General features: G+C 65.6%; 15 protein-coding genes. 6 read left to right on the top strand and 9 right to left on the bottom strand.

From position 1 onward, the window contains the following. Positions 1-97, top strand: a 97-nt coding sequence (locus tag GVY41_RS20625; protein ID WP_338082801.1) for an IS3 family transposase, incomplete at its 5' end; no start/stop codon positions are given. Here the strand turns inward: GVY41_RS20625 and GVY41_RS17750 are convergent. Continuing rightward, positions 94-240, bottom strand: a complete 147-nt coding sequence (locus tag GVY41_RS17750) for a hypothetical protein (protein WP_161656924.1) — start codon at positions 238-240, stop codon at positions 94-96. The genes GVY41_RS20625 and GVY41_RS17750 overlap by 4 nt on opposite strands. A gap of 183 nt (positions 241-423) precedes the next feature. Next, positions 424-1,296: an MBL fold metallo-hydrolase gene (locus tag GVY41_RS17745; RefSeq protein WP_161348349.1), complete on the bottom strand. Its 873-nt coding sequence runs from the start codon at positions 1,294-1,296 to the stop codon at positions 424-426. A gap of 165 nt (positions 1,297-1,461) precedes the next feature. Here GVY41_RS17745 and GVY41_RS17740 point away from each other — a divergent pair, with 165 nt between their 5' ends. The 3 genes from GVY41_RS17740 (at position 1,462) to GVY41_RS17730 (ending at position 3,624) form a co-directional block, all read left to right on the top strand. Beyond that, positions 1,462-2,283 (top strand): sugar phosphate isomerase/epimerase family protein, encoded by an 822-nt coding sequence (locus GVY41_RS17740; protein WP_161348348.1) that lies wholly within the window; start codon positions 1,462-1,464, stop codon positions 2,281-2,283. A 24-nt stretch (positions 2,284-2,307) separates the two neighbouring features. Continuing rightward, complete coding sequence (locus tag GVY41_RS17735; protein WP_161348347.1) at positions 2,308-2,793, top strand: YybH family protein; 486 nt, start codon at positions 2,308-2,310, stop codon at positions 2,791-2,793. A gap of 105 nt (positions 2,794-2,898) precedes the next feature. Then, a complete protein-coding gene (locus GVY41_RS17730) occupies positions 2,899-3,624 on the top strand; it encodes an SDR family NAD(P)-dependent oxidoreductase (protein WP_161348346.1) in 726 nt (241 codons plus the stop codon). 47 nt (positions 3,625-3,671) lie between these two features. On the opposite strand, the gene GVY41_RS17725 is transcribed toward GVY41_RS17730, so the two are convergent. Further along, positions 3,672-4,658 (bottom strand): tripartite tricarboxylate transporter substrate binding protein, encoded by a 987-nt coding sequence (locus GVY41_RS17725; protein WP_161348345.1) that lies wholly within the window; start codon positions 4,656-4,658, stop codon positions 3,672-3,674. A 331-nt stretch (positions 4,659-4,989) separates the two neighbouring features. Between GVY41_RS17725 and GVY41_RS17720 the strand changes: the two genes are divergently transcribed. Both GVY41_RS17720 and GVY41_RS17715 read left to right on the top strand, forming a co-directional pair. Beyond that, positions 4,990-5,436 (top strand): tripartite tricarboxylate transporter TctB family protein, encoded by a 447-nt coding sequence (locus GVY41_RS17720; RefSeq protein ID WP_161348344.1) that lies wholly within the window; start codon positions 4,990-4,992, stop codon positions 5,434-5,436. A 4-nt stretch (positions 5,437-5,440) separates the two neighbouring features. Then, a complete protein-coding gene (locus tag GVY41_RS17715) occupies positions 5,441-6,946 on the top strand; it encodes a tripartite tricarboxylate transporter permease (protein WP_161348343.1) in 1,506 nt (501 codons plus the stop codon). Between the two features lie 38 nt (positions 6,947-6,984). Here GVY41_RS17715 and GVY41_RS17710 read toward each other — a convergent pair whose 3' ends face one another. The 6 genes from GVY41_RS17710 to GVY41_RS17685 form a co-directional block, all read right to left on the bottom strand. Continuing rightward, complete coding sequence (locus GVY41_RS17710; RefSeq protein WP_161348342.1) at positions 6,985-7,791, bottom strand: amidohydrolase family protein; 807 nt, start codon at positions 7,789-7,791, stop codon at positions 6,985-6,987. Further along, on the bottom strand, positions 7,788-8,693 hold the full coding sequence (locus tag GVY41_RS17705; RefSeq protein WP_161348341.1) for a DUF6282 family protein: 906 nt from the start codon (positions 8,691-8,693) through the stop codon (positions 7,788-7,790). The genes GVY41_RS17710 and GVY41_RS17705 overlap by 4 nt, the downstream gene beginning before the upstream one ends. A 96-nt stretch (positions 8,694-8,789) precedes the next feature. Then, positions 8,790-9,779: an alpha/beta hydrolase gene (locus GVY41_RS17700; RefSeq protein WP_161348340.1), complete on the bottom strand. Its 990-nt coding sequence runs from the start codon at positions 9,777-9,779 to the stop codon at positions 8,790-8,792. Between the two features lie 42 nt (positions 9,780-9,821). Then, positions 9,822-10,634, bottom strand: a complete 813-nt coding sequence (locus GVY41_RS17695; protein ID WP_161348339.1) for a DNA-binding transcriptional regulator — start codon at positions 10,632-10,634, stop codon at positions 9,822-9,824. Between the two features lie 70 nt (positions 10,635-10,704). Continuing rightward, the gene (locus GVY41_RS17690) at positions 10,705-11,100 is read right to left on the bottom strand and encodes a lipocalin-like domain-containing protein (RefSeq protein WP_161348338.1); all 396 of its coding nucleotides are present in this window, start codon (positions 11,098-11,100) and stop codon (positions 10,705-10,707) included. Next, positions 11,093-13,039, bottom strand: a complete 1,947-nt coding sequence (locus GVY41_RS17685; RefSeq protein ID WP_161348337.1) for a flavin-containing monooxygenase — start codon at positions 13,037-13,039, stop codon at positions 11,093-11,095. The genes GVY41_RS17690 and GVY41_RS17685 overlap by 8 nt, the downstream gene beginning before the upstream one ends. Between the last annotated feature and the right edge of the window lie 6 nt (positions 13,040-13,045).

The following is a 13,045-nucleotide window of genomic DNA, read 5'->3' as shown; positions in this document are numbered from 1 at the left end:
CGACTACATCGAGCGCTTCTACAATCCGCGGCGACGCCACTCGAAGCTGGGCTATCTCAGCCCCATGGCGTCCGAGGACCGCGATATGCAAACCTAACCCCGTGTCCACGGAACCGGCAGCAGCCCACGATGCGGCACCGTCCCAAAGTGGCGGACCTCGCCACCCCGCTCGCCCTGCGCAACCGCGACCGAAATCGTCGCCTTGTGGACATCAAGCCCGATGAACATGCTATCCTGCATGTGGTCTCTCCCCCATTCTTGAGGCTCTGCGCCAGCTAGTCTGACGCAACCCTCGAACGGAGAATGCCGCGGGAGAGGCCACAGACCCAGTCAGCTCACACCGCGATCATGGGGTCTAGACGGATGGGTCGTGGCGGCCCCGTTAATACCGCCTTTGCGCATGGGTAGAAGTCAAGCGAACCGTCAGTAGTTCGTGAAGTGATAGCGGAACCGGTCCCCATCGGCTTCGACGCGCCCCGCGGTCGGCGCGGGGAAGTGGTTTGGCAGCAACAGCGCAGCGCTCTGCGCCGCTTCCGACAGCAGGCCACGGCGCGCCAGCCGCGCCTGGTGGGGATCCCAGCAGGCGGTGGTCGACCAGTCCGGCTCGCGGCATTGCAGCAGGTGATGCGCGAGATCTCCGAGGATGATTGCTTCTTGCCCGCGAGAGGTGATCCGTACGCAGTAATGGCCCGGCGAGTGACCCGGTGTCGGCAAGATCGACACGCAATCATCGATCCGGTGCGCGCCCGTGACCAGATCAGCCTGCCCAGCCTCGACCACCGGCACGCAATTGATCTGCCAGACGCCGTTGCGCTGGTTCGGAGGCACGATCCCGGTCCTGGCGATCCGCTGCCAATAGGCATACTCGGCCCGATCGAACAGGTACCTGGCCTTCGGGAATGTCGGCACCCAGCGGCCCTTCTCCAGCCGTGTGTTCCATCCAGTGTGGTCGAAATGCAGGTGCGTGCACAGGACATAGTCGATGTCCGCCACGGTCAGGCCCAGACTATGCAGGCCATCGAGCCAGGGCTGCGTATCCCAAGGGATATCGAACTTGTCCTGTCCGATACAGGTGTCGACCATGATGATGTTGTGCGGGGTGCGAAGTACAAAGCTCTGGAACGTAAGGACGATCCGCTCGGATTCGGTATCGTAGAGCCAGCCCGGCATCTCGGCCATATGCGCGCGGGCCAGATCGGGCTCGCAGCTGATGAAGAAATCCCAAGGCCGCTGCGACAGCTTCTCATGCTCGAAAACCGACGAGACCGTGACATCGCCAATCCGGATCGTCTCCATGCGCTGCCTCTTCGCCTGCGGGGGGTCGGGGCAACTAGACAGCGGTCGCGCCGCGGCGGCAAGAGGCAGGGGTAGGGCGTTTCAACAGGTGGAACGGACCGCGAGCCGGGTTGCCCGGCAGCGCCACAGCGACAAGGATGCTGGCGAATCCATTAAGAGGCGTCCATGCACCTTTCGCTGACCGCCTGGTCGTTCCCCCGCCTCACACTTACCGAATTCGCCGGAGTGGCGAAGGCGATCAGCATGGCCGCCATTGACATCAGCAGCCGGCACCGCACTGGCATCGACAAGGCCGAGATGCTGGCAGATCCCTTGCTGGCCGCCTCGCGTGTCCGCGCGCTTGGGTTGCCGGTCAGCAACTATTTCCATCACTACGGCGCAGATGCCCTCGCTCGCAACCCGGCTCTGCCCGGCAGCATCGACGCCAACCTGCGCGATCTGGAACAGGTGCTGACCTTTGCCGATGCGGCCGGCATCCCAACGGTGTTCTTCCTGGCTGGCGCAATAAATGCCGGCCAGTCCCGGCGCGATGCGCTGGAGGCTTCAGTCGAGAGCCTGCGCGCCTTCATGGCCCTGCAGCCGGGGTTCAAGGCCCGGATCTGCATTGAGCCGGCGGTGCGGTCCAGCGCCGAGTCCCCCGATGATGCACAAGAGCTGGTGGACCGGACGGGGGTGGCGCTGGCGCTGGACTACTCGCATTTCATCTGCTCGGGCTATACTCAGCAGCAGGTCGATCCACTGGTGAAGCACGCCGCGCATGTTCATCTGCGTCAGGCGCGCCCCGGGCAGTTGCAGGCGCCGTTCGACATGGGCACGCTGAACTTTCCCGCCATTTTCGGGGCGTTGAGGGATGCCGGCTATGGCGGCGCCCTGGCGATCGAATTCATCTACCGCGCCTTCACCAATGCCGTGCCGGACGACGTGATGACTGAGACGGTGCTGATGCGCGATTGTTTCAACGACTGGGCGGCAGGCGGCACAGGCTGAACCCCGGCAGACGGAGCCGACCTCATGGACCTTTCCACCCGCAGCGCGATCTCCCGGCATCTGGAGGAAATGGTCATCGCCTATTGGCATGACGTCGATTTCCGATGGGGCGAGGGTGCCGCCGCGCATTATACGCCCGATGCCGTTTTCGTCAGCCCCAATGCCAGATACGAGGGGCGTGCGCAGATCGCCGAATTCTACGCTTGGCGCAAGGATCGGGGCGATCGGGTGAACGTGCATTTGGTCAGCAACTTCCATCTTCACACTCTGGATGAGGATCGGGCCGAAGTGCATTGGATCTGCACGCTTTTCGCTGAGGATGGCCCAGCCCCGCAACCCGCGGCGCCGCCCATCGCCATCTCGAGGGTGGAAGACCTGTTCCTTCGGCAGCCGGACGGTGCCTGGCTGTGCCACGAGCGGCGATGGCACACGCTGTTCCGCGGCGGCACCAGGACCACCGCCTTGTCGCCGGCCGAGATGGCAGAGCGACTCGCGCGAAAGGGCGGCTGAGGCAAAGCCCCGTTCCGCAGGGCGAAATCCGGCTGCCGCGGGATCGACGGCTCTGGGGGCGAGTGCTCTGCTGCCCGCAAGTATGACGGGACAGAGGGGAGCCAGATGCAGAAACGTGCCTTCGTGACCGGGGCCGCCGGCGGGATCGGCGAGGCAATCGCGCGGCGCCTGGCCGGGCAGAAATATGCCGTGGCCATGGCCGACGTGAACCCGCAGGTGGCCGAGGTCGCCGCCGGCATCCCGGGTGCGGTGCCCGTCCTTCTGGATGTCGCCGACCGCACGGGACTGCAGCGCGAGATCGACGCCTTTGCGGCGGAGGGGCTCGACCTGATGGTGAACAACGCGGTGATGTTCCACTATTCGCGCCTGATCGACACACCGGCCGAGGTCATGGACCTGATGATCGACGTCGGGCTGAAGGGCGCGCTGTGGGGCACGCGGGCGGCGACGCCGCATCTAATCGCACGGGGCGGGGGCTGCACTCTCAACCTGTCGTCGATGGCGGTGTATATCGCCATCCGCGAAACGCCGGTCTATTCCGCGATCAAGGGCGCTCTGGATGCCTTCACGCGGCAGCAGGCGATAGAGCTTGCGCCGTTCGGCATCCGGGTCAATGCGCTGGCGCCCGGGACCGTGCCGACACCGGCGACGAACCGGCGCATTGATTCGGATGGCTGGCAGCTGCGGCAGGGCCGCTCGCCGCTGCGGCGGGTGGTGACGGCTGACGACATTGCGGGGGCAGCGGTATTCCTTGCCTCGGACGCCGCGGCCAGCATCACCGGCATCACGCTCAAAGTGGATGCGGGCACCACGATTGCGGGGCCCGGCTGAAGGCAAGAAGTATCCGGCCGGCAGCCCGAGGCGCCGGCCGGATCGCGTCAGTTGCTTGCGGCCAAGGCGCGGAACTGGGCGTCACGCGTCTCGATCTGCTCGATCAACGCCGCCTCGCCCAGGTTGACGGGCTCGTTGTCGTACTTGTCGGTCAGCGCCTTGAACTCCGGCGACTTCACCGCAAGGTCGATCACCTCCTGAAGGCAGGCCTTCAGCGCAGGGTCGAGGCCAAGCGAGGTGGTGAAGGTCGTCGCGCTGACGATCGGGATCGCGGTGGAGCCCTGCTCTTCGAGCGTGCCCGAGTCCGGCGCATAGGGCAGCCTGCGGTTGGTCAGCGAGGCGATCTGCTTCATGTTGCCGTTCTTCAGCTCGGGAATGTGAAGCGTCGCCTGCATCGTCGCATCCACATGCCCGCCAAGCGCCGTCATCATCGATTCCGATGCGCCGGCCCCCTGGACCGCGACGAGGTTGACCCCGTATTGCTCGGCAAGCTGTTCGACCACGAGCTGCTGGTTGAACCCGGCCAGCGACACAGTCGCCATGCCCTTTTCGCGCGCATACTCGACAAAGCTCTCGATGTCGTCGAACGGCGCCGTCGACAGCGCGACAAAGCTGTTCCAGCTGTCCATCGCCGAGCCGAGGAACTCGAAATCGGTATAGTGATAGCCCATGTCGCCGTTGGACGGGTTCCAGACCATCGACTCGCTGCTGCCGACGCCGATGTGGTAGCCGTCGGCGGGCATGCTCTTGAGCGACAGGTTCATCACGCCGCTGGCGGCGCCGGGCTTGTTCTCGACCACGATGGTCCAGCCCTGAGCCTTCTCGATCGCCTGTGCAATGCTGCGACCGATGGCATCGGTCCCGCCCCCCGCAGCGAATCCGACATAGAAGGTGATGGGTTTCGATGGATACCCCTCCGGGCAAGTCGCCTCCGCAGTGGCTGCGGTACCTGCCCCGAGGGTGACCGCCCAGGCGGTGGCCGTGACGGCCGCAACCCTGCGAAGTCCCCGGCTTGGGGTTTTCGTTCTGCGCATTTCCTCTCCTCCCAGATGGCAAGGGCGAACGCCCGCCGCTTGCGACTGTGACTAGGCCATAACACGTGGGAAAGGGCCAACTGCCCCGGGGATGGATTTCACCTGTTGAAACCCCGGCGATGCGCCACATCGCCGGGGTCCCGCTTTTGGTAACTCGTCATGACGGCCGTGCGGGGAATCCCGTCCGGCCGGCTTGAGGCGGTCCCATGGCGGACCTATCGTTCATGGGCCCCAAGAAGACGGCGAAAAGGCGTCCGGGGCAGCAAACTGGGAGGAGACCGCAGTGACACAACCCTTATCAACACCAATACCGGGCCGTCGGTCCGTGCATGTGAAAGACCTGCTTTCGGGCGGCTTCTTTTGCGGAGTCGCTATCCTTTACGGCTCCATCTCGCTGCGCGACCTCCCGGTCGGGCAGATCTTCAACATGGGCCCCGGCTTCTTCCCGCTGGTCCTGTGCGGGTTGCTGATGCTGATCGGGGGCACGCTTGTGCTGCGCTCGCTATTCGCGCAGCAAAGCGAGGCCTTTGAGCCGGTGCCATGGCGGGCAATCGCCCTGGTTTCGCTCGGGATCGTGGTCTTTGCGCTGCTGCTCGATCCACTGGGGCTGCTGCTCGCGGTGTTCTTCGCCACGCTGGTGTCGTCCTTCGCAGCGCGTAAGGCGAGGCTGCTACCCTCGATCCTGGCAGCCGCTGCCATCGCGGTCTTCTGCGTCGGTGTCTTTGTGCTGGGGGCGCAGATGCAGGCCCCGGTCTTCGGTTCTGTGTTCGGAGGCTGAAAGCGTGGACCTGATCACCAACCTGTCGCTCGGCTTAACGGAAGCCTTCCTGCCCATCAACCTGTTCTTCTGCTTTGTCGGCGTGCTTCTGGGCACGGTGATCGGCATCCTGCCCGGGATCGGGCCACTTGCCACCATCTCGATGCTGTTGCCGCTGACCTTCGGGATGGAGCCGACCACCTCGCTGATCATGCTGGCGGGGATCTATTACGGCTCGCAATATGGCGGCTCCACCACCGCCATCCTCGTCAACCTGCCGGGGGAGGCCGCATCGACCGTCACCACCATCGACGGCTACCAGATGGCGCTGAAGGGCCGGGCGGGTGTGGCGCTGGCCGCGGCCGGGATCGGGTCTTTCGTCGCCGGCTGCGCCGCGACCGTGCTGATCGCGCTGGTGGCCAAGCCACTGACCTCAGTGGCGCTCAGCTTCGGGCCGCCCGAGTATTTCTCGCTGATGGTCATCGGGCTCGTGTCCTCGATCGCGCTGGCCTCGGGCTCGCTGCTCAAGGCGCTGGGGATGATAGTTTTCGGGCTGTTGCTGGGGCTGACCGGCATCGACATTTACACCAACAAGCAGCGCTTCACCTTTGGTAGCATCGAGTTGCTTGACGGGCTGAGTTTCGTGGCCATCGCAGTCGGCGTCTTTGGCATCGCCGAGATCATCCGCAACCTGCAAAGCACCGATGGCGTGCCGCCAAGGCTTGCGCAGGTCGGCCGGATCTGGCCGCGGCTGGATGACCTGCGCCGGATGATCGCACCTACGCTGCGCGGCACGGCGATCGGCTCGGCCATTGGCGTGCTGCCGGGGGGCGGGGCGATGCTGGCCTCGTTCATCGCCTACAATGTCGAGAAGCCCGTCTCGCCGAACTCTGCCGAGTTCGGCCATGGCGCGGTCGAGGGGGTGGCGGCGCCGGAGGCGGCGAACAATGCCGCGGCGCAAACCTCGTTCATTCCGACGCTGACACTGGGCATCCCTGGATCGGCGACGATGGCGATGATGATCGGCGCGATGACGATTCAGGGGGTGACGCCGGGGCCCAATGTCATCACCAGCAACCCGGCGCTGTTCTGGGGGCTGATCGTATCGATGTGGCTGGGCAACGCCATGCTGATCATCCTGAACCTGCCGCTGATCGGCGTCTGGGTATCCTTGCTGAAGGTGCCCTACCGAGTGCTGTTCCCGGCGATCATCGCGTTTTGCTGCATCGGCGTTTACAGCGTGTCGAACAGCGTGTTCGGGGTCTACCTGGTGATCGGCGCCGGAATGCTGGGGTATTTCCTGTCCCGGCTGGATTGCGAATGGGCGCCGTTCGTGCTGGGCTTCGTGCTGGGGCCGATGCTGGAACACCAGCTGCGCCGGTCGATGCTGATCTCGGGTGGCGACCCCTCCGTCTTCGTGACACGGCCGATCAGCGCAGTGCTGCTGCTGATGGCGCTGGGACTGCTGATCCTCGTCAGCCTGCCCACGACCAACAAGAAGCGCGCAGAAGTGTTCACCGATGAGGTGTGAAGGCGGCGGGGGCGGCTCCGGCCGCCCCTGACGGCCGATCAGGTGAAGTAGAGTTGCAGGGGCGTGCGCCCGCCGATGGCGTGGCGCATCGCGGCATCCGGCACCCAGTGATGCAGCGCGGCAATGGCGTCGGCATAGCTCACCTGTCCCTCGAAGCCGGCAAAGGGCCAGTCGCTGGCCCAGACCAGCCGCTCCCATCCGCCGGCGGCAACCAGGGCGGCGGCGCATCTGTCGGCAAGGCCCGGTTGCGTGAAGCGGAAGCCGGCGGAAAGCTTGACCCAGGTCCGCCCCCGCTCGACCGCGGCAAGAACCGCCCGAAAGCCTGCGTCGTCGACCCCCGCCGCGGTGTCGATCAGCCCGATATGGTCCAGCACCACCCGCACACCCGCGGCCTCGATGGCGCGGATGGTGGTGTCGATCCGCTCTGGCCGGTCCGTCAGGTGGATGTGCCAGCCAAGGTCCGCACAGCGGCGCAACAGTCGCCGGTAGCTTTCTGACCCCAAGTCGGGGGTCCGCTCCAGCGGGCGCCACAGGAAGCGCAGCCCGACAAAGCCGTCGTCCCGCAGCCGCTCCAGCTGATCAAGATCCCAGGCCGGATCGACGATCGCGGTGCCGCGCAGGCGCTTGTGGCGGCACAGGGCGCGGCGAACATAGTCGTTGTAGGTGCCAAACAAGCTTGCGGCGGAAATCACGCCGAAGGTGACGCCATGCGCGTCGAGGGTGGCAAGGCATGTCTCGACCGAGGCGTCATGGTCTGGCCGGTGCCAGGCGGTCTCGGTCAGCGGCATATCTGCCGTGTAGACATGGAAGTGCGAGTCCACCAGCGGGCCATCGGGCCGGGTCATGCTGTCTTCCCTTCGTCGGGCGCCAGCCCAAGCAGGCGCGCTGCATTGTCGGACGTGATCTGCCGGATCTCGGCGGCGTCGTAGCCGAGGGACAGGCAGGCCTGCACCGCGGCACGGAACCGTCCACCGGGGCCATCCTGCCCCGTCCGGCCAGGCACGAGGATGGTCTGTCGCGTGGTCGCCGCGGCGATCAGCGCCATCGGCACCTCGGTGCGCTCCAAGCAACCGCCGCACTGCAGCCCGGCCTGCACGCAAACCTCTATGAAGGCGCCGAACAGCGCAAGCTCGCGCAGTTCCGTCAGGCCGATGGCGGCACCGTCATTGACCAGCAGCCGGGTCACGCCGCGCTGCCGCGCCGCGAGGAACAGCGGCCAGATCTCGGCGACATGCAGCCCGCCGCTGCACAGCACGGCGTCATGCGCGGCGACGACGTCCAGGATCTGCCTGACCTCGTCGCGCAGCTGGCCATCGGCCTTGAGCACCTCCAGCCCGGGAGCGTGCGCGGCTGGGGCCTGAGAACGCCACCCCCGCGGCGGCGCGCTGTTGCGGATGCGGTGGGCGGCCGAGACGGTTGGCATCGAGATCACCCGGCCCCCGAGCATCAACTCATGCTCCACCGCGTAGGGATTGAGCCCGCCTACGGTGTTGTTCAGCTCGACTCCCGAGAGCAGGCTGATTGGACGGCCCGAAAATTCGTGCCGCCGCAGCGTCTGCACCAGCGGCGCGGGCGAGAAGTCAGGGTCCATGAACACGATGGCCCGCAATCCGGCCGCCTCGGCATCCCGCGCAAGATCCAGCAGGTCGCGGGCGTCGCCGCTGTGCAAGGGCCCGCCTTGGCCGCGCAGATCGACCGCGCCCCGCACCAGCGCCTGAACCGTGATCTGCGTCGGCTCGATGTTCATGCGGACCATCCCCTGGGCGGCTGACTGTGGCAGCAGTTGAAACCGCCCGGCCGCGCTCGGCAGCAGCGCAGCGCCGAGGTTTCGTACCCTGAAACGTCAGCCAAGGAAGCGATCCATGTGCCCAAGGAACTCGTCCCGCCCCCGCTCGGGCCGGTCCAGCAGCAGGTAATGCGTGCAGCCCTTGGCCTGCCAATGCACCACCTCTGGCGCATGGTAGAGATCCTCGCAGAACACCGCCATGTCGGTGTCGCGGCAAAGCCCGTCATATTCCGGGTTCACGATGAACACCGGGCAATAGATCTGGCTGGCATGGAACAGCTTCTGGCCTTTGGCGCCCATCAGGTACAGGTCTTCAAGCATCCCGTTCGGGCTGCGATACAGCGGCGGGTCATGCTCGCGCGAGGCGGGATCGCCGTCCAGAAGCGCCTCGCGGAAGGCAACCACCATTGCAGGGTCGCGCCAGGCCGCCTTGTCGGCAATGGGGATCTGCTGGTCCCAGTGATGTTCCAGCATGTCGATGCCGTTGAAGGTGTAGTTGCCGAACCGCTTCTGGTTGAAGCGGCCGGGCTGGTCCGGGTCATCCCATTGCGAGCCGATGGTGATCGAGGCGTGGTCGGCGGTGCCGCCATAGATCATGCAATAGAGCACAAGGTGGCTGACCTTTTCGGGATGCAGCGCGGCATACATAGCCGTGCAGGTGGCGCCGACGCCCCAGCCCAGAAGCCCGACCCTGGCCTGCCCCGTCGCCGCGCGCAGATGGTCCACCGCGGCATCCACGTCGCGGGTGATTTCCATCGTGCGGATCAGCGGGCGGGTGGGTTGCGGCGGCTCCTCCATTTCGGCTGGCCGCTCCGAGCCGCCAAAGCCGCGGGCGTCGAGGATGTAGCAGACATGCCCCGCCGCGGCGAGATCGGCGGCCAGCGAGCCATGCTCGACTGGAAGGTCGAACTCGCTGATCCCCGGAATGCGGGTGCCGTGCAACAGCAGCATCGGCGTGCGATGCGTGCGTTCCGAACGCAGCTCGCGGACCCTGACGGTTATGCCGTCCGCCGTCCGCAGGTGAAAGTCGCGCCTGGTGATGCCCATTGGCCCCTCGCTTGATTTGTTGCCCCGGCGCGAAGCAGTCTGCTAGTGCACCGGCTCTTGCGCGGCCTGCATGGCCGCCTGCATTCGGGTGACGTTCTCGCTGATGCCCGCCGCCGCGGTCTGAAGGTTCGGAACATAGCGTTCCACGATCTCGCTGCGCTTGACCGCGCTGGCGTAGTAGGTCAGCCCGATGGTCCCCAGCACCCGCTCTGATCCGTGTTCGTAGATCGGCACGGCAACGCTGGACGAGGCCTCGGGCCGCACCGCGCGCTGCCGCTCGGCGAATTGCTGCTTGCGGGTCATGCAGATCATCGCCTCGATCGCCTCGGGCGCCGCCATCTGGTCTTCGTCGGGATGCGGCGAAGTGGCCAGCAGCCGGTAGATCAGCTTGCGCTCCTCGGCCGGGCAGAAGGCCAGGTAGGCGCGGCCAAGCGCTTTGGTGATGAGGCCAAGGCGTGTATAGATCAGTCCGTGATAGGGCGCGATCGGGCTGTCGCCGCTGGTGGTGTAGCAGACCAGCATCGCGTTGCGGTCCAGCACCGCGATCGCCGCCGGCCAGCTGAACATCCGCGTCAGCTCCTGCGCCCAGGGGCGGCCGGCCTCGACCACCTGCGGCGCGCCGTGGAACCCGCAGCTGAGCTCGCTGACCTGCGATGTGACCTGGTAGCCCTTACCGCGCGTGTCGCGCGCCACGTAGCCGGCCGCCATCATGGTTTCCAGCAGGCGGACGATGGTCGGCTTGGGCAGACTGGTCAGCCGGTGCATGTGGTCGATGGTCGAGACGCGCTGGCGGTTGAGTATGGCGAGCAGTTCGAGGGAACGCATCACCGAGGTGACCGGTTCGTAGGATGCCATGATTTTCCTCCCAGAAATCATCAGCAGGATCGCGCCTCGACAGGGTCGCGGCAAGACAAACCACGGCGGATCACGCGATCTTCTCCCATACCAGGTCGCGGTACTGGACGATGCCGTCGATCTCGACCGGCGGCGCGGTCAGGATCACGCGGTTACCCTCGAAGCGCGCGGGGCGCACCTGATCAGTGCCCACGCGCGCCGGGGTCGTCGGGGTGGAGCAGTCCACGGCCGTCACCAGCGTTGCGCCATCGAAGCGGTAGGTGCCGGCATAGGAGGTGTATTCCCGCCCTGCCATGCCTTCGGGCAGGTGCTCGCGCCCGTCGCAGATCACCACCATCATCCGGTTCTGATCGGTGAAGGTGATCAGGCCCATCTTCTGCGGCCCATAGGAGGGTGGAAGCAGGTTGCCGTCCGCGTCCTTGTTGGTGATGTCCACGAGGCGCCAGACGCCAATGAGTTCATGCACTTTTGCGCTCCTTGCCCAAGGTATCGGGGGTTCTGATGAAGGTGTAGGCGGCCGGGTCGGGGCTGCGGGTCATGTGCCAGTAATCGACCAGCGACCAGGGCGAGTTGGTGGTGACCCGGCCGCTGGCATTCTTGTACCAGTTGGTCACGCCCTCGAAGGCCCAGACCATTTCATCCAGAGTCGCATCGACGGAGGCGTTGTAATCGTCATAAGCCTCGGCGGTGCATTCCATCGCGTCGTGGCCGCCTTCGATCAAGGCCGCAAGGCAGGTGGTGATATAGTGCACCTGGCATTCCGCCTGAAAGATGATGCTGCCGCCATGGGCAAGGTTGGTATTGGGCCCATAGGTCAGGAACAGGTTGGGAAAGCCCGGCATGGTGATGCCCAGATAGGCGCGGGGATTGTCGTCGCCCCAGATGTCGCGCAGGCGGGTGCCGCCCTTGCCGACAATGTCCATCGGATGCAGCATCCGGCTGGCGAGGAAGCCCGTCGCGTAGATGATCACGTCCACCGGATAGTGGCGCCCCTCGCAGTCGATGATCCCGCCCGGCACGATCTCGGCCACCGGGGTGTTCACCAGTTCGACCTTGTCGCGGCGCAGGGTGCGGTACCAGTCATTGTCGCGCAGCGAGCGCTTGCCATAGGGCGGGTAGTCGGGGAGCACCTTGGCGAAAAGGTCAGGCCGGTCACCCACCTCTGCCTCGACATACTTGGTCCACTGCGCGCGGATCTCGGCGTTGCGGGCCGAGATCGAGCCCGGCTGATGCCAGTTGCGGTCGATCTTGAGCAGCGGGTAGACCCCGTCGCCATAGGCCCAGAACAGCATGAACCGATACCAGCGCGCGTAGAAGGGCACGTTGGCCAGCACCCATTTGACATTTTCGGTGACGGTGTTGTGGTAATTGTGGCGGGGCAGCACCCAGGGCGCCGAGCGCTGGAAGATCGTCAGACGTGCGACATCGTCGGCAATGGCGGGGGCGACCTGCATCCCGCTGGCGCCGGTGCCGATCATCGCCACCGACTTGCCGCGCAGGTCTATGCCATGGTCCCAGCGGGCGGTATGCATCGAATGGCCGGCAAAGCCGTCCAGCCCCTTCAACGGCGGATAGGCTGGCTGGTTCAGTTGCCCGACCGAGCTGATGACAGCATTGGCAACGACGCGCCGCTGGCTGCCATCGGCCTGCCGGATCGTCGCGTGCCAGACGGCGCCCTCCTCGTCAAAGGCAAGCGCCTGCACTTCCTGGTTCAGGTGGACATGATCCATCACCCCGTGCTTGCGGGCGCAATCGCGCAGATAGTCGCGCAGTTCGGGTTGCTTGACATAGTAGCGCGACCAGTCGTGGTTCAACTCGAACGAATAGCAGTAGAGGTGGTTGGCGCTGTCCACGCCGCAGCCGGGATAGGTGTTCTCGTGCCAGACGCCCCCGACATCGTCATTGCGCTCCACGATCTCGAAGGCGATACCGGCCTGCTTCAGCCGAATGCCGGCACAGATGCCCGACGCACCCGCCCCGATGACAAGCACCTTGAACCCGGCGGCCCGCTCTGCCGTCTCGGCCCCGGCGGCGGCCAGGGGCGCTGGGGGGGTGCGGAAGCCCAGATCCTCCATCAGCATCGGCATGTAAAGCTCGGAGATATCCTCTTGTACGAAGGCAGTCATCATCCGGTGCAGCACCGACGGCTCCACATGGTCCGGCGCGGGGCCGCCGCGCGTCAGCCGCTCAGTCAGGCGGTCCAACAAGGCATCAACCATCTCCTGTGGCAGCGAATGGGAGAACTCGCCGGGCCGACCCAGAAGCGGAGCATGGCTGTCCAGCAGGGACAGATCGCCTGTCAGCTGGACCACAACCATCAGTAACACCGGGATATCCGCATCGCGCAGCGCCGCGCGGACAAGGGCGGGGTCGTGGTCTAGGGGCAATGTGGTGATGCTGGTCATGTCCGT

The organism is Frigidibacter albus (assembly GCF_009908165.1).
Classification (GTDB): Bacteria; Pseudomonadota; Alphaproteobacteria; order Rhodobacterales; family Rhodobacteraceae; genus Frigidibacter; species Frigidibacter albus.
This window is presented reverse-complemented; position numbering and strand designations above follow the sequence as displayed.